13 protein-coding genes are annotated in these 21,546 nt (G+C 71.9%); 4 read left to right on the top strand and 9 right to left on the bottom strand.

The genetic code is table 11. The annotated features are described in order from the left end of the window. Window positions 1-219: 219 nt before the first annotated feature. Window positions 220-2,445, bottom strand: a complete 2,226-nt coding sequence (locus tag FRAEUI1C_RS22220; protein ID WP_157735011.1) for an FUSC family protein — start codon at window positions 2,443-2,445, stop codon at window positions 220-222. A 213-nt stretch (window positions 2,446-2,658) separates the two neighbouring features. On the opposite strand from FRAEUI1C_RS22220, the gene FRAEUI1C_RS22215 reads away from it, so the two are divergent. Beyond that, window positions 2,659-3,042: an SHOCT domain-containing protein gene (locus tag FRAEUI1C_RS22215; RefSeq protein WP_013425588.1), complete on the top strand. Its 384-nt coding sequence runs from the start codon at window positions 2,659-2,661 to the stop codon at window positions 3,040-3,042. Between the two features lie 225 nt (window positions 3,043-3,267). Then, entirely contained in the window at window positions 3,268-4,941 is a 1,674-nt protein-coding gene (locus tag FRAEUI1C_RS22210; protein WP_013425587.1) for a CocE/NonD family hydrolase, read from the top strand. Here the strand turns inward: FRAEUI1C_RS22210 and FRAEUI1C_RS22205 are convergent. From FRAEUI1C_RS22205 to FRAEUI1C_RS22185, 5 genes are all read right to left on the bottom strand, one after another. Further along, on the bottom strand, window positions 4,929-5,912 hold the full coding sequence (locus FRAEUI1C_RS22205; RefSeq protein WP_013425586.1) for an AraC family transcriptional regulator: 984 nt from the start codon (window positions 5,910-5,912) through the stop codon (window positions 4,929-4,931). The genes FRAEUI1C_RS22210 and FRAEUI1C_RS22205 overlap by 13 nt on opposite strands. 41 nt (window positions 5,913-5,953) lie before the next feature. Then, window positions 5,954-6,502 carry an anthrone oxygenase family protein gene (locus tag FRAEUI1C_RS22200; RefSeq protein ID WP_013425585.1) on the bottom strand — a complete coding sequence of 183 codons (549 nt, stop codon included), beginning with the start codon at window positions 6,500-6,502 and terminating at the stop codon, window positions 5,954-5,956. Window positions 6,503-6,644: 142 nt separating this feature from the next. Continuing rightward, on the bottom strand, window positions 6,645-8,237 hold the full coding sequence (locus FRAEUI1C_RS22195) for an APC family permease (protein ID WP_013425584.1): 1,593 nt from the start codon (window positions 8,235-8,237) through the stop codon (window positions 6,645-6,647). A 215-nt stretch (window positions 8,238-8,452) separates the two neighbouring features. Then, a complete protein-coding gene (locus FRAEUI1C_RS22190; protein WP_013425583.1) occupies window positions 8,453-8,806 on the bottom strand; it encodes a VOC family protein in 354 nt (117 codons plus the stop codon). 123 nt (window positions 8,807-8,929) lie between these two features. Next, complete coding sequence (locus FRAEUI1C_RS22185; protein WP_013425582.1) at window positions 8,930-9,673, bottom strand: AraC family transcriptional regulator; 744 nt, start codon at window positions 9,671-9,673, stop codon at window positions 8,930-8,932. Window positions 9,674-9,805: 132 nt separating this feature from the next. On the opposite strand from FRAEUI1C_RS22185, the gene FRAEUI1C_RS22180 reads away from it, so the two are divergent. Continuing rightward, the gene (locus FRAEUI1C_RS22180) at window positions 9,806-11,026 is read left to right on the top strand and encodes an MFS transporter (RefSeq protein WP_013425581.1); all 1,221 of its coding nucleotides are present in this window, start codon (window positions 9,806-9,808) and stop codon (window positions 11,024-11,026) included. Here the strand turns inward: FRAEUI1C_RS22180 and FRAEUI1C_RS39705 are convergent. The 3 genes from FRAEUI1C_RS39705 to FRAEUI1C_RS22155 all read right to left on the bottom strand — a co-directional run bounded on the left by FRAEUI1C_RS39705 (window position 11,004) and on the right by FRAEUI1C_RS22155 (window position 14,056). After that, entirely contained in the window at window positions 11,004-11,918 is a 915-nt protein-coding gene (locus FRAEUI1C_RS39705) for a hypothetical protein (protein ID WP_157735010.1), read from the bottom strand. The two genes, FRAEUI1C_RS22180 and FRAEUI1C_RS39705, sit on opposite strands and share 23 nt — an antisense overlap. A 268-nt stretch (window positions 11,919-12,186) precedes the next feature. Further along, window positions 12,187-13,695 (bottom strand): murein transglycosylase, encoded by a 1,509-nt coding sequence (locus FRAEUI1C_RS36560; RefSeq protein ID WP_013425579.1) that lies wholly within the window; start codon window positions 13,693-13,695, stop codon window positions 12,187-12,189. Window positions 13,696-13,714: 19 nt separating this feature from the next. Continuing rightward, window positions 13,715-14,056: a transposase gene (locus FRAEUI1C_RS22155; RefSeq protein ID WP_013425578.1), complete on the bottom strand. Its 342-nt coding sequence runs from the start codon at window positions 14,054-14,056 to the stop codon at window positions 13,715-13,717. A 634-nt stretch (window positions 14,057-14,690) separates the two neighbouring features. Between FRAEUI1C_RS22155 and FRAEUI1C_RS41690 the strand changes: the two genes are divergently transcribed. Then, window positions 14,691-21,485: a DNRLRE domain-containing protein gene (locus FRAEUI1C_RS41690; RefSeq protein WP_049806972.1), complete on the top strand. Its 6,795-nt coding sequence runs from the start codon at window positions 14,691-14,693 to the stop codon at window positions 21,483-21,485. Window positions 21,486-21,546 lie beyond the last annotated feature (61 nt).

The raw sequence follows: 21,546 nt of genomic DNA, 5'->3' as shown, positions 1-21,546 counted from the left end.
GCTACTGGCATGTCGTCATCCCACGGGAGGGCGGCCGACTGTCTAGCTGGACTCGTTTGCTGGCTCCGCTGTCAGTTTGGCCGCCACCTCAGGGGATCAGCGGAAGCTGTCGGATGCGAACCAGGCGGTCGGTTAGTACGACCATGCTTCCGAACAGATGGTCCAGAAGGATGGACAGCCGGCAGGCTCGGCGGTCCAGGCCTACGGACCGAGCCCGGCTCAGCGTTGTGGGGCGGAGTCGACCAGGGCGGCGAACTCGCGCAGCAGGGGCGGGAACGGGGGTAGCTGCACCGGCTCCCGTAGCGGCGGCGAGGCGTCGCCGCGCATGCCGGCGGCGAGTTGGCCGAACAGGAGCCGGATGCCTTCGGGAGTTCCCGCTGTGGCGGGCAGCGCGTCGCGCAGACCGGGTGGTTCGAGCAGGACGAGGTAGCCGAGCCGTCGGGCGGCGACGACCGTCGGCCAGGTAGCCTGTGCGGCCTCTCCTGGCTCGTTGTCGGCCTCGACGTGCATCTCGGACAGCCATTCGAGGGTCGCCTCGACGTGGTGGCGGGCCGCTCCCCGTCGCCGGTCACGTTGAGCGCGCCGCGGCTCCCGTCCCACCCGCTCGGTCGACCGTGGCGCTGAGCGCGGGCCAGGGGGAGAAGCCTCGGCCAGCAGGTTCGCCAGGAGAGCGCCGATGGCGCCCACGCAGTCGGCCAGCGCGTACGGCAGCCGGTGGCCGGCGACCCGAGGCCAGAGAAGGAACGAGGCGGCCAGGCCGACGACCAGCCCGAGCAGCGTGTCCACGAGCCGGGACACCAGCAGCGACTCGGCCGACTGCCCTGGCCCGGAGACCTGGGCGACGAGCATCGTCAACGGCATGACCAGCAGCGCCCCGAACCCTCCGTTGGCGGGGTTGAGCAGCTCGATCGCGGCCTGGAGGGCCATGACGCCGACGATCAGCGACCACACCGGTAGCGGGACGGTCAGCAGCGCGAAGGCGGCGAGCGCGCCCAGGGCGGTGCCGAGCATGTGCTGCACGGTGTGCTGGCCGGCGACCCGGGCCGTCCGCACCTCCAGGACGGAGGCCGCGGCGACGGGAGCCCAGTAGGGCCGGTCGACACCGGCGGCGATCGCGAGCAGCGCGGCGACGGCGGTCGCGAGGCAGCACCGCGTCGCCCAGGGCCAGGCCGGAGACCGAGGCCGCAGCCCGTCCGCGAGCAGGTCGCGGGTCGGCGCGATGATCGGCGCCAGCGGCCGGACGCCGGTCGGGTGCGCCAGGTCGGCCACTGTCACGGCGAGGCGGTGCCACGCCCAGGATGTGTGGTCCTGCCGATGCCTGGCCGCTGACCGGCTGTGGCGTGGGCCGGGTCCGGCTGCCCTGCTCGGCGACGAGGTTCGACTCCGCCCTACGGGACGGTTCCGCGCCTCAGCGCGGTCGGCCAGCAGGTTCGCGCGGGACGCCGCGCCGACCCAGGCGGTGGCCAGCGCGGCGGTACTGGTGCCGTCTGGCTGCGCGGGTGGCGCGGAACGTCGGCGCCACCACCACCCAGGACCCTGACCCGCGCCAGGACCGTGCCCCCCGCCAGGACGACGCGACCCGGCGGGACCGCGCACTCGGCCAGGGCCTCGCCGCGGGTCGTAACGGCCGCTCGCGACGTCTGCGGCATAGTCCCGCAGCCGCAGGGCCACGCTGGCCGGTGGGGGCCGTCCGGTGAGGGCCGTGTAGTCGACGATTCGGGTGAAGACGCGGCGCAGCCGGGCGGCGATGGCGGCGAGGGCGCCGCCGGGGCGGTCACGGGCGACGATGACCTCGGCGCGGCGGATCTCGCGTTCGGCGTCGTGGCGGGTGACCTCGGTCTGTTTCGTGCCCACGGTGTCGGACATGGTCGCGAGCGCCTTCAGTGCCTCGGCCACGGCGCGTCTGCTGGGCCCGGTCTGGTCGCCGCGGGAACCGATCATCGTGAGGAGGTAGGCGAAGGCCGCGCCGGCGAGGGTGAGCCCGGCTCGCGTCCCGATGTTCGCGATGCCGGGTGGGAGCTGGGTGGCGACGGCGCAGGCGACCACGATCGGCACGGCGCCGGGTGGGGGCGCGAGCAGGGCCGCGAACAGGACGGTGGCCACGAACGCCACGGCTGCCACCGCGATCGCCGTGCGCCACGGGTTGCCCCCGGCCAGTGCCCCGACGGTGCCCGCGGCGGCGGATCCCACCGCGACCACCGGGAGCGCCCGCGCCCGGTACCGCCAGCTGGACCTCGGGTAGTAGATCGCGGTGACCGCCCCGAGGGTCGCCGTCAGCCCCAGAGCGAGCTGGTCCGTCAGCTCCCCGACGATCAGCGGGATCCCGGTCGCCAGCGCGCTGATCAGCGCGAGACGCCCGCGCCCGGGTGGCGGCCGGCGCACCGTGAAAGCACCCCGCAGCGACACCCGGCCCGACACGGGCGCCCCCCGCCGCACCAGCTCCACCCAGGCGCTATGCCCGCCGTGCGCCACGACCAGCCACCCGGGCGAGGGAAATGGAGCTCATGGGGCGACAGAGACGGCGCCCGCCTGACCGGTATGCCCGTCCGACGCCGGGCAGCGTGGTCATGTTGCGGTCGACTGCCCCATTTCTGGGTAACGACAGGCGGGGGCGTCGCTGGTGGCGAACCCACAGCTGCACGGGGGGTGCGACAATCGATGAACTATCCCTTCCTGGGTGCTTTCGTGACATTGCTCTGGTTCTGTCTGTTCGCGGTGTGGATGGGGCTGCTCTTCGTCGTGGTGTCCGACATCTTTCGCAGCCACGATCTTTCGGGATGGGGCAAGGCCGGCTGGGTGGTCGGGACGATCGTCTTTCCGCTGGTGGGCGTCCTCTGCTACATGGTTCTCCGGGGTGACGGCATGAGCGAGCGGTCGGCCGAGGACAGAAAGCAGCGGGCGACCCACTACCAGGGATTCAGCCCTTCGGCCGTGCACTCCCGCGCCGTCGCCGACGAGGTGGCGAAGCTGGCCGAGCTGCGCAAGCAAGGGGAGATCACCCAGGCCGAGTACGAGCGGGAGAAGTCGCGAATCCTGGCCTGAGCCCGCGGCCGCCTGCCGCCCCGGTGACGGAAGGTCACGTCGCCACGCGCTCAGGGCGCGCGCACGGCCGGCGGAGGGTCCGGCACCCGGGACAGCCGAGGATTCTTCCGCTCAGCGGAACCATGGGCGTTCGAGGCGCCGACCTCGCCGCTACGCTCGCCGTCGTCGGGTGCGGCCTGAGCGGGGCGGGTCAGCGTTGCTCTGAGCGTTGTGGGGTATGAGCCTATGTCTTTCGCGAGCCGGCTGATCGGCAAGCGTTACGGTTTACCGGCGGCGACGGCCCGGGTGAAGGTGGCGAAGAACCTTCGGATTCCCGGCGCGGACGGGCACATTCTTCTCGCTGATCGCTACTATCCGGCCGATATCGATGAAGCCGGTGATCGTACGCCCCCGCCAATCCTGCTCGTTCGGTCTCCCTACGGTCGACGGGCCTTGTTTGGCGCCACTCAGGGTCTTCTGTTCGCCGAGCGTGGCTACCAGGTGGTCATCCAAAGCTGCCGCGGCACGTTTGGCTCGGGCGGGCCATTCGTGCCCCAGGTGCACGAGAAGGCCGACGGGCTCGCGGCGCTGGAGTGGATTCGTCAACAGCCCTGGTACGGCGGGACGATCGCCACCATGGGCCCGAGCTACCTCGGCTATACCCAGTGGGCGGTCGCGGGCGAGAAGGAAGCGGGGCTCGCCGCGATCGTTCCGACGATCACGATGCCGCACTTCGGGCTGCCCACCTACGACGGAGGCTCCTTCTCGCTGGCCAACTGCCTGGAATGGTCGTCGATGATGGCGAACATGCAGGCCGGTGGCCGCGGGATGGCCCGGGTGGCGCTGGCCCAGCTGCGCGGCGGCTCGCCGGCGCTGCGGCGCGGGCTGGCGACCCTGCCGCTGTCCGAGTCGGACACCGTCGCCGTCGGTCGCCACGTCGACTTCTACCAGGACTGGCTCACCCATGGCCTGGACGACGAGTACTGGACCCGCCAGGACCACCGGCAGACCCTCGCGAACGTCACCGCGCCGGTCCTCATGGTCACCGGCTGGTACGACATCTTCCTGCCCTGGCAGATCGAGAGCTACCAGGCCCTGCGCGCGGCGGGCAATACGCCCCGGCTTGTGGTCGGCCCCTGGTTCCACGTCTCGCGGGGCGCCGCCGCCCCGACCGTGACGGAGACGCTCACGTTCCTCGACGCGCAGGTGAAGGGCTTCGGCGAAGCGCCGGAGCCGATCGTCCGGGCGTTCGTCACGGGTGAGGGCGGAGGGTGGCGCGAGTATCGGCACTGGCCGCCGCCGGGTGTCGTCCCGACGAGCTACCGGCTCCAGCCGGGTGGAGGGCTGTCGGCCGACGAGCCGCCGGCCGACGCGGAGCCGGACGTCATCCGCTACGACCCGGCGGACCCGACCCCGTCGCTGGGCGGACCTCGGCTGGGCCGCGACGCCGGTGCCCAGGACAACCGGGAGCTGGAGGCCCGCGCCGACGTGCTGACCTACACCGGGCCGCCGCTGGCCGCGCCCGTGCGGTTCGCGGGCACGGTGACCGCGTCGATCGAGGCCAGCTCGGACCGCGAGACGTTCGACATCTTCGTACGGCTGTGCGACGTGTCGCCGTCCGGCGTCTCGACCAACATCTGTGACCGGCTGGTGCGGCTGGCGCCCGACCCGCAGGCTCCGCCCGGGACCGTGCGTACCGCGCGCCTGGAGCTGTGGCCGGCCGCCCACCACTTCCAGACGGGCCACCGGATCCGCGTGCAGGTCTCGTGCGGGGCGCACCCCCGCTACGCCCGCAACCTCGGCACCGGCGAACCGCTCGCGACCGCGACGACCATGCTCACCGCGACCCAGCGCGTCCACCACGACGCGGCGCACGTCTCGTCGATCGTCCTGCCCGTGCTGCCGGCTCAGGCGGGCTGACGCGGCCAGGGCCTGGTCGCGGCGACCGGGGCCTGGGGGAGGCCCGCCCGGGCCCGGTGCTCGCGGGGGCTGATCCCGCGGACCCGTTTGAAGGCGGTGCAGAGCGCGAACGAGCTGCCGTAGCCGACCTGCGCGGCCACCTCGCTGATCGAGGTGCCAGGCCGCAGCAGGTCGGCCGCCAGGGCGAGGCGCCACGCGGTGAGGTAGGCCATGGGGGGCTGGCCGACGGTGTCGGTGAACCGGCGGGCCAGGGCCGCTCGGGAGACATGGGTCGCGGCGGCGAGCTCGGCGACCGTCCAGGGGTGGGCCGGGTTGTCGTGGAGCAGCCGTAGGGCGCCGCCCACGACCGGGTCGCTGTGCGCCTGGTACCAGGCCGGGGCCCGCACGTCGGGGCGGGCGAACCAGGTGCGCAGCACGGCGATCAGGAGCAGGTCGAGAAGCCGGTCGAGCACCGCCTCCTGGCCCGGGTCGTCCTTGCCGACCTCGCTCGCGAGCAGAGGGATGAGGGGCGTGTCCCAGGACTCGCCCGGCAGGACCAGGAGCACGGGCAGCGCGTCCAGCAGCGGCCGGCAGATCTCGCTGAGCACCTGATAGGTGCCGGTGACCAGCACCGTCGCGCCCTGCGGGCTGTTGCCCCAGGTCCGCACGCCCAGCTCCCGCATCTCGGCCAGGTGCTCGCCGTCGGGGGTCGTGCAGCGCTGGCCGGGGTGAATGACGACCTGCGGCGGGGTGGCCGGGTCGTCGGCGAACGTGTAGGGGTCGGGACCGCGCAGGATGGCCACGTCGCCCTGGCACAGCGGCACCGGATCGCTCCCGTCGGGGATCACCCAGGCCTCGCCCCGCACCACTGCCACCAGAGTGAGCGGCGCCTCGTCCTGGATACGCAGCGACCAGGGCGGCGTCAGCGACGAGCGCAGCAGGAACGCCCCGTGGGCACGCGGCCCGTTGAGAAGGCCGGCGACGACGTCCATGAAGCCTCACGTTAGCCGCGGGAACAGCCGCTGATCCGACGTCACCGGTGCCTGGCCGCCGCGACGCCGACGAGGATGACGAAGGCGCCGGTCGCCGTGATCGTCCGGACGAGGTTCCAGGCCGCCCATCGCGTCTCGTCGAAGGCGGCGCGAACTCGGGCCACGTCGATGTGGTTCGGGTCGCCGGCGCCCTTGATGGCGTCGTTGAGCGGCACGTGGATCGCCACCGTGATGACCACGGTGATCAGGTACAGGGCGAAGGCGCCGACGAGCCAGGGCAGCACGGAACGCCGGTCAGGGCCGAGGTGCAGCACGCCCGCCAGGCCCGTCAGGATCAGCGCCCCGAAGAAGGTGACCATGAACCACGGGTTGATGATCGCCCGGTCGATCGACTGGAACGCGGCGACGAAGGTGCGGTCGTCGGACTTCTTCAGGCCGGGCATGACGGTGTGGGCGTAGAGGGCGAGCACCCCGGCGGCCAGGCCGGTGAGCACGGTCGCGCCGACCAGCACGAGGTTCGTGACGACCGGCGGGCCGGCCGCCGAACCCGCGACGCCGAGGGTCTGTGGTCCGCCTGCCTGGGTGTACATGCCGGTTCCTCCCGGGGGTGTCCGCCGCGTGAGCCGCTGTTCTGCTCACAGTCCGCAGTGAACTCGACAGCCGGGAGACGTTCCATGGCTGAAAAGCTCGATTTCATGCGGCAGCGTCCACGGGCGGGCGCCCCGGGGGAGGTCAGGCGCCGGCCGGCCCTGGGTCGATGTGCACGATCTCGCCGGTCTCGGTGACCGCGAGGTCCTGCCGCAGCGTCTCGCCGGTGAAGTACGACGGCTTGACGATCCGCCAGACGACGAACGCGACCAGCCCGACGAGCACCGAGGCGAACGCGACCAGGAAGACCCCGCCGATCCGCCAGTGCGGGGCGAACGGCATCAGCCAGGTCGTGTAGCTGTCGTCGGTCGCCACGTCCCAGCCGCTCCACACCGTCCACGCCCCGGCGAACCAGAGGATCAGGCCGCCGAGCGTCGGCAGGACGCCCCGCAGCCAGAACGACCGCATGCTGTGCAGCAGCGTCCTGCGGAACGCCCAGGTGCAGGTGAAGCCGGTGAGACCGTAGTAGATCGCGATGAACAGCCCGATCGCGGTGACCGCGTCGCTGATCACCTGGCCGGACGACATGTAGTTCATCGCCACGTACAGCACTACCGAGATCCCGCCCATGACGACGGTCGACACGGTGGGGGTCAGGTACTTCGGGTGCATGCGGGCGAACGAGGCCGGGATCGCCTTGTGCACCGCCATCGACAGGGTGGTCCGGGCGGTCGGCAGGATCGTCGTCTGCGTGCAGGCCGCGGCCGACGTCAGCACCATGAGGATCAGCAGGTGGGACAGGACCGAGCCGAAGCCCGAGCCGCCGAAGACGGCCTTGCCGAGGATCGACAGGACGTCGCCGGAGTGGTCCGGGTTGGCCAGGCCGATCCCACTGTCGCCGACACCGGCGAACGACTGGGCCGCCATCGTCACGAGGATGTACGTCACCAGCAGCAGCACCGTGGACAGGATGGCCGCGCGCCCCGGCGTCTCGGTCGGGTTCTCGGTCTCCTCGTTGACGGCGACGGCGGAGTCCCAGCCCCAGTAGATGAACAGCATCAGCGTGATGCCGTTGAAGAAGCTGGCGAAGTCGCCGCCGAACGGGTTGAACCAGGACCAGCTCACGCCCAGCGACCCGACCGGCGCGGTCCCGGCGCCGACCTTGACCAGGGCGACGATCGAGAAGACGAGCAGCACCACGACCTCGATCGCGAGCAGCGCCTTCTGGATGTTGGCCGAGATCTCGATGCCGCGATAGCAGATGTAGCTCATCAGGATGATCCACAGAATGCCGACCAGGAGCACCCAGGCGCTGGCCGGGTCGGAGCCGATCCCGTCCGCGTTGAACAGCAGGAACAGGTACTGGCCGGCGACCTGGGCCAGGCTCGCCATGACCAGCACGTCGGCCGCGATGATCGCCCAGCCGCCCCACCAGCCGGCGCTCGGCCCGAAGGCCCGCCCGGCCCAGGTGAACGTCGTGCCGCAGTCGGGGTCGACCCGGTTGAGCTCGGCGTAGCCGATCGAGGTGAACAGGATCGGGACGAACGCCAGGATGACGACGATCGGCGTGTGGATGCCCACGAAGGACACGACGAGGCCGAGCGTGGCGGCGAGGCTGTAGGCCGGCGCGGTCGAGGCCACACCGATGACCACGGAGGACGCGAGCCCGAGCGCCCCGGTTTTCAGCCCTTTCTCGGGCGGTGTGCGAACGGCGACCGTCGGGGCGACTGCGGACATGGGCGATACCTCCGGCCGACCGTTGCTGCGAACCGCGCAGAAGTTACCCCCTTTGGACCGCAGAATCCATGGCGAAATCGGAAGGTAACGATGGTTTCCAGGCGTGGAGTCCCAGCGTGAGCGGGCGACGCCCTGATGTGCGCGCCATTCGGGCCGCCAAGCCCTCGTGCGGGCGCGGTCGCCGGTGGCACCCTCGGGCCGACCGGCGGTGACACCTACCGGCTGAGCGGGCGGCGCAGCTCCCAGTGGTTGCCGGCCGGGTCGTCGCAGAAGATCACCACGAGGTCGCCGGCGTTGGCGGAGCGGTAGGGGACGCCTGCGGTGTCGAGCCGGCCCTCGACGCCGTCGTCGACCTCGATCGCCGTGTGGGCGCGGGCCGCCGGTCGGTGGTCGGGATCGACGCTGAGGTGGATCTGGCTTCCGTCGTCCGCCTCGTACCACTGGGCCCTGCCGACCAGCTCTGCCGGCGGGACCAGCTTGCGGTAGCCGAGGACGCCGACGAGGAAGGCTCCCTCACGCTCGTCGAGGCCCGGGGGCATCCCGAGGTTGGCGTGGTGGAAGCGCGGCATGGTCGACCTCCGGTCGCTCTGGCCCGTCGCAGGCGGGCCAGCTGCCGTACCAGCCTCATCCCGCCGGTGGCCCGGCCGCAACAACTGCCAGCCAGGACGGACGCGGCCACCCGTGACGTCCGGTCAGGAGGGCCGCGAGTCCCGGGCGTAGCGGGTCGGGGTGACGCCGAACGCCGCGTGGAACGCCGCGGTGAACGAGCTCGGCGTGCTGTAGCCACAGGTCAGGGCGACCGTCGTGACCTGCTCGCCGGTCGCCAGCAGCGCCATGCCGTGATGCAGCCGCAGCTGGGCCCGCCACTGCGGGAAGGTCATCCCGGTCTCGGCCCGGAACAGCCGGCTCAGCGTGCGCTCGCCGGCGCCCACGGTCGCGCCGAGCTCGGCGAGCGTGCGCGGGTCGGCGGGGTCGCGCCGCAGCGCCTCGGTGATCCCGGCGAGCCGGTCGTCGGTCGGCTGCGGCAGGTGCAGGCTCGGCGCGGCCACCGGACGCAGCCCGCGCAGCAGCACCCTGGTCAGGTCCGCGCGGTCGGCCTCTCGCACCGCCGGGTCGGTGAGCGCGCGGATGATCTCGCGCAGCAGGTCGGAGACCGCGACGACGGTCGGGGTCCGCGCGCCGAACGGGTCGTCGTGGGCGCCGAACCAGAGCGAGTGCATCTGGGTGGGCCCGTAGGCGCGGTGCGCGTGCGGCAGCTCGGCGGGCAGCCACACGGCCCGCAGCGGCGGCACCACCCAGGAGCCGAGCGCGGTCGTGACGCGCAGGACTCCGCTGCCCGGGTAGGCGAGCTGGTGCTCGGCGTGGTCGTGCCAGTCGACCCGCTCCTGGGCCGCCAGGCGCAGCCGCGTCGGACCGGCGAGATAGAGGCGGTCCATCGACAGAACTTTACGGGTTGGCGGCAGCCCGCCGCCGCGTCCGGACGGCAGGCTGACGGTCGTTCGCCGGGGCGGCCCCAGGCCGGCGCGGGCGGACGCGCCGGTCCGGACGAGCTGTCCAAGGAGCAACAGGTGAGAACAGAGTTCGAGGCCGGCCATCCCGGCGGGGCCGTCCCGATGGCGGACACCCCGCTGACAGCGGTCGCCGGGATCGAGGCGACGGCCGCGGGCTCGGCCTGGCGGCGGATGCGGGTGTGGGCCGCCGCGCACGCGATCGATGACCTGTACCAGGGCCTGGTGCCGGCCAGCGTGCCGTACTTCGTGCTCGACCGGCACTACGGCTACGTCGCGGCGTCGGGGCTGACCCTGGCCGCGACGCTGGGTGGGTCGCTGCCCCAGCCGCTGGTCGGCCTGCTGGTCGACCGCCGCCGGGTCGGCTGGCTGGCCGCGGCCGGGGTGAGCCTCGCCGGGATCGGCGCGGGGCTGGCCGGCGTGCTGCCGACCTACGCGCTGAGCTGGCTCGCGCTGCTGCTGTCCGGCGTCGGCGTGTCGATGTTCCACCCGGCGGCGGGGAAGGCGGCGCGGCGCGCCGCGGGCGACCAGGCGGCGGCGATGAGCGTGTTCGCCGCGGGCGGCAGCGTCGGGTTCTTCCTCGCCCCGGTGCTCGCCACGCCGCTGCTCGCGGCCTGGGGCCTGGCGGCGACGGCCGTGTTCATCCCGCCGGCGGTTCTCATCGGGTACGTCCTGCTGCGCGCCCACCAGCGGCAGGCCGCCGCGCCGGCCGGGCCGGTGGCCGTCGCCGGCACCGACCGTTGGCACCCGTTCCTCGTGCTCACCGGGGTCGAGGTGATCCGGTCGGTGGTGCTGTTCGGGGTGAGCACGTTCATCGAGCTCTACTGGATCCGCCACCTGCACGCCGGCCACACCGCGGCCGGGGCGGCGCTGGCCTGCTTCATGGTCGGCGGCGTCGCCGGCACGCTGACCGGCGGCCGGGTCGCCGACGCGATCGGTGCGGTGCGCGCCGTCCAGGCCGGCACCGTGCTCCTCGTGCCGATGCTCGTCCTGCTGCGCCTGGCGCCCAGCTCGGGCACCGGTCTGGTGGCCGCCGTGGCGACCGGTCTCGCCCTCAACATCCCGTTCGCCGTCCTGGTCAAGCTGGGCCAGGACTACCTGCCGACCCGGCCCGGCACCGCGTCCGGCGTCACGCTCGGGCTGGCGGTCAGCGCCGGGGGCCTGTGCGCCCCGGTCTGGGGTGCCGTCGCCGACGCCCACGGCATCGCCGCGGCCTTCACCGTCCTGTGCTTCGTCCCGCTGCTCTCGCTGGTGCTGGTCACGTTCCTGCCGGAGCCATAGGACGGACGGCGACGTCGATGATCACGACGGTGGCGAGGTTGACGGGAGCGCAGCTGGCCGGGGTGGTCGTGAGGGTCAGGGTGAGGGTCGTCGGGGCGGGTGCCGGGAGCTCGTCGAGGTCGATGGTGGCGAGGACGGCCGGGGCGTCGGCGGGCTGGGTCGGGACGGTGGTGTCGGCCTGCAGGAGTGGGGTGTCGTCGGTCGCGGTGGCCCGGACGTCGGTGTGGATGGTGGTCTGGCCGTCAGGCGCGGCGCTCGCGGGCGCGGCGTAGCTGCCCGTGAGGGTGAGGGTGGTGTGGCCGTCGGTCTGGTCGACCGTCGCGGCGAGGCTGGCCGGCACGACGGTGATCACGTCGCATTTCGCGCCGGGCGTCAGGGTGATGATCGGGATCGGCGTCATGGTCAGGCTGGCCGTCGGGCTCGGGCTCGGGCTTGGGCTTGGGCTTGGGTCGGGGCTGGCGGTCCCGTCAGGGACGGCGCTGGCGGTGATCGTGACGCTGGGCGGGGTGGTGGCTGCCGGGGTAGGGGTCCGGCTGGTGGTGCTCGCCGCGGCGAGGGGGATCAGGACGAGCGGCGGGGAGCTGGTTGGGGCCGGGAGCGCTGGGTGCTGCGCCGCCGTCGGCGGGCCGGGCGCGGCGGTGGCTGACGGGACGGGCGCGGCGCTGGTCGGAGCGCTGGTGGTCGTGGTGAGTGTGGACGGGTCGCCGGGGGGCGTGGTGTCCAGGGCAGAGGGGGCAGCGACCACGGTGGTGTCTGCCTGGGGGAAGGGCGATGGCGTCGGGTAGCTGGCGGCGGTCGCGGGCCGGCTGGCGCTTGGCGTGGTGAGCGTGCTGGTCCCGTTGTCCGCGAGCGGGTGCTGTTCGTCGCCGAGGAGCAGGAGCAGGCCGATCACGGGGACCGCGAGCAGCTGGACCGGTCCCAGGCCCCGGCCACCGGTGGGCTGGCGTCTGCGGTGAGCGCCCTTGCGCGGCCCGGCTGGTTTCGGCGTGGCGGTGGCCGCCGCGGGTTGGTGCCTGGGCCTGCTCGGTGCCGGGGTGACGGGTAGGTGCCTGGTGGCCGCCAGGCCTGCCGGTCGTGCGGCCCTGCCGGGCGCTGATGGGCGGGGAGCGGAGCTGCGGTGCCGACTCACCGGAGTGGGCTCCTTCCCGGGGGTCTCGGGGTCATGGGGTTCCCGGCGTGCTGGTGGGGCTGGGGATGGGACGTGCGCTCGGCGTTGCGGTGGCACTCGGCGTCGCGGTGGGGCTGGGGGTCGCGGCCGGGCTGGGGGTGCTGGCTGGCCTGGTGATGTCGGTGATGGTGAGGGAGGTCAGGGTGCGGCTGGGGCAGCCGGGCGGGGCCACGGTGACGACGAGGGTGATCGTCGTGGTGTGGCCGGGGCTGGTCAGGCGGTCAAGCGGGAGCTCGGTGAGCACGGCAGGGAGGTCACCGGGCTTGAGGGGCAGCGGCCGGTCGGTGGTGGCGAGGGTCTGGCCGGCCGGGTCGCGGGCGATGGCGTGGACGTCGATCGTCCCATTGGGGTTGGGGTCCCTGGTGGCGGCGGTGTAGCGGCCGGTGAGGCTGAGGCTGGTCGTGGTGAGGACGGCGGTGAGGCTGCCGGTCGTGATGGTGAGGGGGGTGCAGGCGGCCGCGGCGGGGGAGCTGGACGGGGTGGCCGCGGCCGTGTCTACCGGGGTGAGGGCGAAGACCGGGTAGGGGCCGCTGGTCTGCTCGCCGTCGGCCGGGCTGGTGGCGCCGGCGTTGGCCGGGACGGCCACCGGTGTGGGGGCGCTCGTGGTGTAGCCGCTGGTCCAGGCCAGGACGGCGCGGACGTAGGCGTCGGAGGGGTTGTAGGCGCGGATCGCGGCGGTGAGCTGGCTGGGGTTGGCCAGGTCGCGGCGGTGGGCGCACAGGTAGCCGCCGGCGGTCAGGGCGGCGTCGTGGATGTTGTTGGGGTCCGTGCGGTGGTCGCCGTTGCCGTCGCGGCCGGCGGAAGCCCAGGTGGCGGGGAGGAACTGGAGGGGGCCGACGGCGCGGTCGTAGGTGGTGTCGTGGTCGAGGGCGCCGTGGTCGGTGTCGGTGATGAGGGCGAAGCCGCCGTGGCCGGTGAGCCGCGGGCCGAGGATCGTCGGGGTGACGGTGCCGTCGGGGCTGATCTGGCGTCCGGTGGCGTTGCCGGACTCGACCTTGCCGATGCCCGCGAGCAGTTGCCAGCGCAGGTGGCAGGCCGGCTGCTCACCGGCGAGGGTGGCGGCGGCCTGCTGGTAGGCGGCCAGGACGGGTTGGGGGATTCGCCGTTCGCCGCCGGCCAGGGCGACCAGGCTGCCCACCGTGCCGGTGGGGCTCGGGCTCGCGGCCGCCGCGCTGGCGAGTGCGCCGATCGGCACGGGGTAACCCGACACGTCGCTGGACCTGCCTGGCGAGACAGCGAGTGCGGACGGCAGGGGATAGCCGGTCGACCGTGCGGCGGCCGTCTGGCTGCTCGCGGACGTGTCGTGCCCGGGTGGGTCCGACTGGCAGAAGATCAGCATGAGCAGGACGAGCGGCAGGCTGACGGTCGGCGGGCCGAGGGTCCTGGCCAGGCGGCCCGCGCGCGACGGCGGCCGGCGATGCCGGCCCCCGCCGCGCCCACCCGTGGCTGGCAGCCTTTCCCACGGCCTTGAGGCCTGGCGGGCCCCGTCACCGTCGGACATTGGAGCGGCGGTGGGTGGTTCAGCTGTACGCGCCGTCGACACCCTGGGTTCCGTCCTGAGGGCGCGTCGTGGCCAGCTGTGTCGTGGCCGCGGTGGCCTTCTCGAGCGCGCGGCGGGCGTTCGCCAGCTCGACGCGCAGCCGGAAGAGCTCCTGGCGCGCCGCGGTGGTGAGGCCCTCCCTGCGGCCGCTGTCGATCTCGGCCTGGCGGACCCACCCCCGAAGCGTCTCGGCGTTGATCCCCAGCCCGGCGGCGACGGCCCGGACGGCGGCTGACTCGGAGGCATGACTGGGACGTAGACGGAGGACGCGCGCTACGGCAGCGGCCCTAAATGACGGCGGGTGGCGTATCGAGGGACTCATTGTTGGGTCTCCAAGAGAGTAGCGGTCGCGCTCTCACTTTCGTTGCTGGTACCGCCCCCCCCCGCTTGGCCCCCGTTTCTGCTGGATCGCCAGCCGATGGCTTCCGGCCGCCGGCGACGTCGGTGGTTAGGAAAACTGTTCGCGGGCGATAGCAGTACCACGCCTTCTCTGCTCCGCGCTAGATGCTTCGTCGCGGATGGCAGCTATCTACATGCCAGTAGATGGGCCGGGGCTCGCGCCGCTGGGCCGCCATGTGACGGCCAGGTTAACAGATTTTGTGTGATGTGGATCACATTCTGTACGGATAGTGACCGTGAACGGCCCTCACGTCGCGGCAGAGTGCCAGGTCTAGTGGCGCACGGGGTCGTCTGGAACCTGCGCGTTTGGTTCAGGGGTTGGCGGTGGTTGGGTTGCTGGCCATCGTTCGGTTTCTACTTTCCGTGGCGGACGAGTTGATCATTTGGTGAGTTCGTCCTTGCGCTGACTGCTGTCGGTGCTCCATTTTCGGTGGTCCCATCGCGGTCACCGGAGTTCATGCCCGGTTTCCGTGCTGGCTTTGTCCTGCGCCCTTCTTGCTGGTTTCGGGATCGGAGTCGGTGTGTTGGCGACCCTGTTGGTGCGTCGGGTGTGGTCCGTGCGCGTTCTGGTGGTGCTGCTGGCGACCGCTCTGGTGTCGACGGCGGTGGCGTCCGTGCCGGCGCTCCGGTTGTCCGCGCGGGCGGCGACGCCGCCGGCCACCCCGCCGCCGGCCGCTGACCAGGGCCCGGCGGAGCGGCCGGACCTGGTCTCGGCGCAGCTGACGGCGCGAGCGCAGAAGCGCCGCATCGAGGTGACCGGCCTGCGGACCGAGTCGACGACGGCGTACGTGAACCCCGACGGGACGATGACCGTCGACTCCTACTCGGGCATCCGGCGCGTGCGCACCGCGGACGGCTGGGCGGACGTCGACACCACCCTGGTGGTCGCCGACGGCAAGGTGACGCCGAAGGTGACCAAGGCGGGCATCGTCCTGTCGGCGGGCAGCCAGGCCGCCGGCGACGTAGCGACGCTGATCGACGGAGACCGGACCGTCGCCTTCGGCTGGCCGTCGGCGCTGCCGGCGCCGGTGCTGAAGGACAACACCGCCACCTACAAGGGCGTCGCCGCGGACACGGACCTGGTCGTGACGGTGACCGCGACCGGCTACGACCTGCAGATCGTCGCCTACACCCCCGCCGCCGCCGAGACCGCGTTGCGGGTGCCGATGCGGCTGCGCGGGGTCACGGCGTCGCGGACCCCGGGCGGCGAGACCCAGCTGTCCGCGGGCGGGAAGGTGACGGCCCGGTCGCCGGCGCCGCTGATGTGGGACGCGCACGTCGACCCGACGAGCAAGCAGCCGACGGCGACCAGGACGGTGGACGCGACCCTGGACACCGCCAAGCCGGACGCGCCGACGCTGACGCTGAAGCCCGACCGGACGTGGCTGACGGACAAGGCGCGGCAGTACCCGGTGACCATCGACCCGGCGGCGACGCTCGCGGACAACCTCGACACGGACGTGAACAGCGCCAACCCGACGACGAACTACGACACGTATTCCGAGCTGCGCCTGGGCAACCTCAACGGCAACTCGGTGAACCGCTCGTTCCTGCGTTTCGACGACTCGGCGATCAAGGGCAAGCACGTCACCTCGGCGGTGCTGAACCTGTGGCAGGGCGGATCGCAGACGTGCACGGTCGAGCCGATGGTCGTCGAGGGCTCCGGCGGGCTGGGCGCGGGCACGACCTGGAACACCCAGCCGACCGCCGACGGCGTCGTCTGGGGCTCGGGGACGTTCAACAACGGCGGTTCGTGCACCGGCTCGGGCGGCACGAACATCGACATCACCGGCCTGGTGTCGGCGTGGTCGAGCAACGGCTTCGCCTCGCCGGAGGCGCTGACGATGCGGGCGTCGAACGAGTCGGACACCAACCAGTTCAAGTGGTTCTACTCGGGCGACACGATTCTCGCGCCGCACATCTCGGTCACCTACAACTCCTACCCTGCGACCGTTTCGGGCCGGTCGACCGCCCCGTGCCTGGCGCCCTGCGCCGTCAGCCCGTCGCCGGTGCTGACGAACACGACGACGCCGACGCTGTACGGCGGGTCGTACGACCCGGACGGCACGGCGGTCCGGGTGGACTTCGAGGTCTGGAACTCGAACGCCACCACCGAGGTCGCCAACGGGTCCGTCTCCAACATCGCGGCGAACAGCACCGGCGCGTGGACGGTGCCGTCGGGCCTGCTGGCCAATGGCGGGTCGTATGAGTGGCGGGCCCGCGGCTTCGACGGGACGGACTACTCGAAATCCTGGTCGACGTGGATCCCGTTCGCCGTCGACACGACCGCCCCGGCCGCGCCGTCGGCCGTGAGCTCGGCGGTCTGGCCGTCCGGCGGCTGGGGCTCGGCGACGTCCGGCACCTTCACCTGGACCTCACCCGGCGGAGACACCAAGTCGTTCCTGTATGGGCTGGACCAGCCGTCGCCGTCCACCGAGACGACCTCGACCACCACGGCCACCCTCGGGCCGACACCCGGGCTGCACAAGTTCTACGTGCGCACCAAGGACACCTCGGGCAACCTGTCGTCGGTCGTCTCGTACAGCTTCGGCGTGGGCACCGGAGCGTTGGCGCAGCCGGACGAAGGCTCGCGAATCCAGCGCTACACCACGCTCGAGGGCCAGGCACCGTCGAGCCAGGTCTCGGTGCGCTACCAGTACCACTGGGGCTCCAACACGTCGACCACCTGGGTGGACGTCCCGACCTCCGACGTCGTCATCGCGGGGACCTCGACGCACCCCACGGCCTGGCCGGTGGCCCGCAACGGCTCGGCCCTGTTCGACAAGCTGACGTGGGACCTCGGCACCACGATGGCGAACTACTCGGTCCCGGACGGCGCGGACCAGATCCGCGCGTGCTTCACGGACTCGTCCTCGACGGTGTCCTGCACCCCGGCGCGCACGGTGCAGTACTCCCGCCGCGCCTTCGCCGACGCGGACGCGACCGCACCGGTTGGCCCGGGGACGGTGGCGTTGCTGACCGGTGACTTCGCGGTCTCCGCCACCGACGTGTCCATGCCCACCTACACCGGCAGCCTGACCGTGGGCCGGACGGACACGACACTGTCGAGTGCCGGTGGCCTGGTGGTCGACCCGTCGTCGCCGGCGGCGGTCGGCTGGGCCGGCAACGGCTGCACCGCGGCCGGCGACGCGGTCACGGCGTCGTTCACCGCGCCGGCGAACGCGCTGCTGCTCGCGTTCGGCGACACCGCGTCCAACTCCTCGGGCACGAGCAACGGGCCGTCGCTCTCGGACTCCGGCGCCCTGACCTGGACCCAGATCGGCAGCTCCGGCGCGAGCGCGTCCAAGGACGAGGCCGTCGCCTGGTGGGCGAAGACGACCGGGTCCTCCGCGCGCACGGTGACGCTGCACGCGTCGAACAACGTGTGCACGAAGTTCCTCAAGGTCATCGTGCTGACCGGCGCCAACCTGATCAACCCGATCGCCGCGACGAACATCGGCCCCGCGACGACGGCGGAGGGCGTGCTCAACCAGTCCGTGACGTCGACGACGGCCGGGTCCATGGCGTTCGCGGCGGTGGCCGACTGGAACGCCGCGGGCACTCCGACTCCTGGCACCGGAGTCACGCTGGCCGGTAGCTACTCACAGTTCGACGCGACCGGCGCGGCCCTGTACCGGACGGCGCCGTCGACGACGTTCGGCCAGACGATGACGATCTCCACCACGGCGCCGACGACGGCGACCAACTCGTGGGTCATGTTCGAGGTCCGGCCCGCCGTCGCCACCACGACCCCCGCCGCGACCGGGGTCTTCGGCCCCGGCTGGACGGCGTCCATGCCTGGCCCGGACGCGGGTCGCGCCGACGAGACGCTGGGCGACTTCACCGACTCCCAGGGCTACGTCACCCTGACCGACGACACCGGGGTTCAGGACGTCTACGTCCGCTCCGGCACCGGCGCCTACCCGTACGCATACACCGGTGTCGGCGACTCCGGGACGGACGGGTCGAAGCTGGTCAAGAACTCGGCGACCCAGTTCACCGCGACCGACGCCGACGGCACCCAGACGGTCTACCAGGCGGTGACCGTCAACGGCGCCACGACCTGGCCGGTCGCCAGCGTGATCGAGCCCGGGTCGGGCACGACCTCGTCCTTCACCACGGACTCCTCCGGCCGGACCACGCGCATCCTCGCGCCGGTCCCGGCCGGCGTCACGTGCACCACGCTGGTCGCCGGGTGCCGCGCGCTGACCCTGACCTACGCGGCCTCGACGACCGCGACCGGCACCACCCAGGCGACCTGGGGCGACTACGTCGGCCGGCTGACCGCGATAGCGATGTCGCTCAACGGCAACCCGGCGGTCACGGTCGCCCAGTACGCCTACGACTCGAACGGCCTGCTGCGCTCCGCGAAGGACCCGCGTACCGGGCTCGCCACCACGTACGGCTACGACAGCCTGAACCGCCTGTCGACCGTCACACCGCCCGGCCAGGCGACCTGGACCATGACCTACGACGGAAGCGGCAGGCTGCTGACCGCCGCCCGGCCGACCCCGGCCGGGGCGACCGCGACCCAGACCGTCGCCTACGACATCCCCGTCACCGGCACCGGCGCGCCCACCGACCTGTCCTCCGGCCAGGCCGCGAACTGGGCCCAGACCGACCTGCCGATCTACGGCGCGGGCGTCTTCGCGGCCGACCACGTGCCCGCCTCGCCGCCCACCGCCACGGACTGGCCCTACGCGTCCCTGACCTACCTGGACACGGACGGCCGAGCGGTCAACGCGGCGAGCTATGGCAACAACGCCTGGCAGATCAGCACGACGGAGCACGACGCCAACGGCAACGTCGTCCGCTCTCTGTCCGCGGAGAACCGCAACCAGGCGCTGACGCCGACCGCCGACACCGACCCGTCGGTCGCGGCGCTGACGACCTCGGCAGCCCGCTCGCAGCTGCTGGACGACCAGACCGTCTACTCGTCGGACGGCGTCCTCGTCACCGACACCTACGGCCCGACCCACCTGATCATCGACAACAGCGGCGCCCGGTACTCCGCCCGCGAACACGTCCACACCGACTACGACCAGGGCGCGCCGTCCGCACCCGACCCCTACCGCCTGCCCACCACGGTCACGACGACGGCCCGCACGCTCTCCGGAACCGATGTCGACCCCCGCAAGACGGTGAACGGCTACGAGGCCAAGACCGGCGCCGACCCGTCGACCTCCGGCTGGAACCTGCGCAAGCCCACGACGGTCACGACCTGGATGGGCGGCGGCACCACCCCCGACATCGTGAAGACGACCTACTACAACGCCGCCGGCAACGTCGTGGAGAGCCGCCAGCCCAAGGCGAACAGCACCGGGACCGACGCCTACACCACCCTGACCACGTACTACACCGCGACCGGGACGGGTAGCTGCGTCAACGCCTCCTGGACCGGTCTGGCCTGCACCTCCGGCCCCGCCGCCCAGCCCAGCACCGGCAACCCGCTGCCCGTCACCACCAACACCTACAACGATCTCGCCGAGCCGCTGACGTCGACCGACAGCGTCACCGTCTCGGGCACGACGACCACCCGGACGACGACCGACACCTACGACAGCGCCGGCCGAAAGACATCTGAGGCGATCGCCGCGAGCCCCGCGGCCAACGGCGGTACGGCCCTTCCGACGGCCACTTACGGCTTCGATCCCGCGACCGGCCTGGCCACGACGACCACCGCCAGTGGAATCACGCTGACGACTGGCTATGACTCGTGGGGCCGGGTCACGTCGCAGACCGATGCCGACGGGAACTCCGCCTCGACCACCTACGACATAGACGGCCGAGTGGGGACGTCCTCTGACGGCAAGGGCACCTACACTTACACCTATGACGGCGTCGCGGGAGAACACCGCGGCCTGGTCACTTCCCTCAACGTCGGCGCCGGCAGCGCTCCGTCCGTCTTCTCCGCCACCTACAACGGCGACGGGAAGATGACGACGGAGACGTATCCGAGTGGGTTGGTTGCGACGACCCGGTACGACAACACCGGTGACGCCAACGCGCTGACCTACACCATGGGGACGACTCCGTGGATGACGTTCGCGCAGGCCAACTCGATCTATGGGCAGGTTCGGCTCGACAGCACGCCGCAGGGTGGCAGAACTCTTGGCTATGACCCGTCTGGACGGCTCACCTCGGTCGCGGATACCGCCAGCTTCGGTAGCGGGACGGCGCTGTGCACCACCCGCGTCTATGCCTATGACGCCGAGTCCAACCGGACCTCGCTGACGAGCTACCCCGATGCCGGGGGCAGTGACACCGGCACCTGTTCAACCAGTACGTCGCCCACCGGTTTCGGTTTCGGCTACGACCAGGCCGACCGCCTCACCAACAGCGGGTACGCCTACGACCTGTTCGGCCGGACGACCACGGACCCCTACCCACCCAACGGCACGTCGGCCACGATCGGCTATTACGTCAACGACCTGGTCGCGTCCGAGACAGTGGGCTCCACGACCCGCACCTACGCGCTCGACCCAGCCCGGCGGATCCGCTCCTGGACCGACGGCAGCTCGACCTCGACCAACCACTACACGTCTTCGTCTGGAGACAGTCCCGCCTGGATCGGGACCGGTACTGCCTGGACCCGAAGCATCGTCGGCATCGACGGCAGCCTGGCGGCCAGTCAGGACAACGCCGGCGCCGTCACCCTGCAACTCGCCAACCTGCATGGTGACATCGTCGCCACGGTGGCCGACTCGACCAGTGCGACGTCGCTGGCCAGCTATGCGGACAACACCGAGTTCGGCCTGCCGTACTTCACCTCCGCGGCCTACCCCACCTACGGCTGGCTCGGCGGCAAACAGCGCTCCCGCAACACCCTGTCGGGCCTCACGCTCATGGGCGTCCGCCTCTACGACCCCGACCTCGGTCGCTTCCTCCAGACCGACCCCATCCCCGGCGGCTCCGCCAACGCCTACGACTACGCCAACCAGGACCCCATCAACGGATTCGACCTTGACGGCAATCGCAGCTGGTTGAAGAGGTTGGCACGCAGTGCCTGGAAAAACCGGGCCCAAATTGCCGGCACGGTGGCGTTCGCGGCCTGCACCATCTCGGTGGGTTGCGGAGTCGCGGCCGGAGTCGCCCTCGCTGCGTCGCTCTCTGTCAGAGCGGTAGCCCTCAGTAAGAACGGAAACTGGCGGAAGCCCCGCAGGATCGCGGCGACTATCGGGTACTCCGGGCTCGACTACCTCACTTACAGATTCCGGAGCGCGCGGGCGGTGAGTAGGAATGGGACTCGGCTGTACCCATTCCTGGAGGCCATCAGAGAGCCTCTCGGCAAGAAGCGTCTCGCGCAGCAGACGGCCGCGTTGGCATGGTCTCTTCAGCCGTGGTTCTCATGAGTTCTATGTCGAGCTCGGTTTCAGGGCACTCAGGCTGGTGGGTGAGAAAAAATGGTTGGTG

Origin of the sequence: Pseudofrankia inefficax (assembly GCF_000166135.1) — a bacterium.
Taxonomy (GTDB): Bacteria; Actinomycetota; Actinomycetes; order Frankiales; family Frankiaceae; genus Pseudofrankia; species Pseudofrankia inefficax.
Note: the sequence above shows the minus strand (reverse complement) of the source record. Positions and strands in the feature narration are given on the sequence as shown.

Excerpts from the sequence above, each read along its gene's own strand:
- FRAEUI1C_RS22215 (WP_013425588.1), top strand. The coding sequence starts at position 2,659 with ATGAACTATCCCTTCCTGGGTGCTTTCGTGACATTGCTCTGGTTCTGT.
- FRAEUI1C_RS22210 (WP_013425587.1), top strand. The coding sequence starts at position 3,268 with ATGTCTTTCGCGAGCCGGCTGATCGGCAAGCGTTACGGTTTACCGGCG.
- FRAEUI1C_RS22205 (WP_013425586.1), bottom strand. The coding sequence starts at position 5,912 with ATGGACGTCGTCGCCGGCCTTCTCAACGGGCCGCGTGCCCACGGGGCG.
- FRAEUI1C_RS22200 (WP_013425585.1), bottom strand. The coding sequence starts at position 6,502 with ATGTACACCCAGGCAGGCGGACCACAGACCCTCGGCGTCGCGGGTTCG.
- FRAEUI1C_RS22195 (WP_013425584.1), bottom strand. The coding sequence starts at position 8,237 with ATGTCCGCAGTCGCCCCGACGGTCGCCGTTCGCACACCGCCCGAGAAA.
- FRAEUI1C_RS22190 (WP_013425583.1), bottom strand. The coding sequence starts at position 8,806 with ATGCCGCGCTTCCACCACGCCAACCTCGGGATGCCCCCGGGCCTCGAC.
- FRAEUI1C_RS22185 (WP_013425582.1), bottom strand. The coding sequence starts at position 9,673 with ATGGACCGCCTCTATCTCGCCGGTCCGACGCGGCTGCGCCTGGCGGCC.
- FRAEUI1C_RS36560 (WP_013425579.1), bottom strand. The coding sequence starts at position 13,695 with ATGTCCGACGGTGACGGGGCCCGCCAGGCCTCAAGGCCGTGGGAAAGG.
- FRAEUI1C_RS22155 (WP_013425578.1), bottom strand. The coding sequence starts at position 14,056 with ATGAGTCCCTCGATACGCCACCCGCCGTCATTTAGGGCCGCTGCCGTA.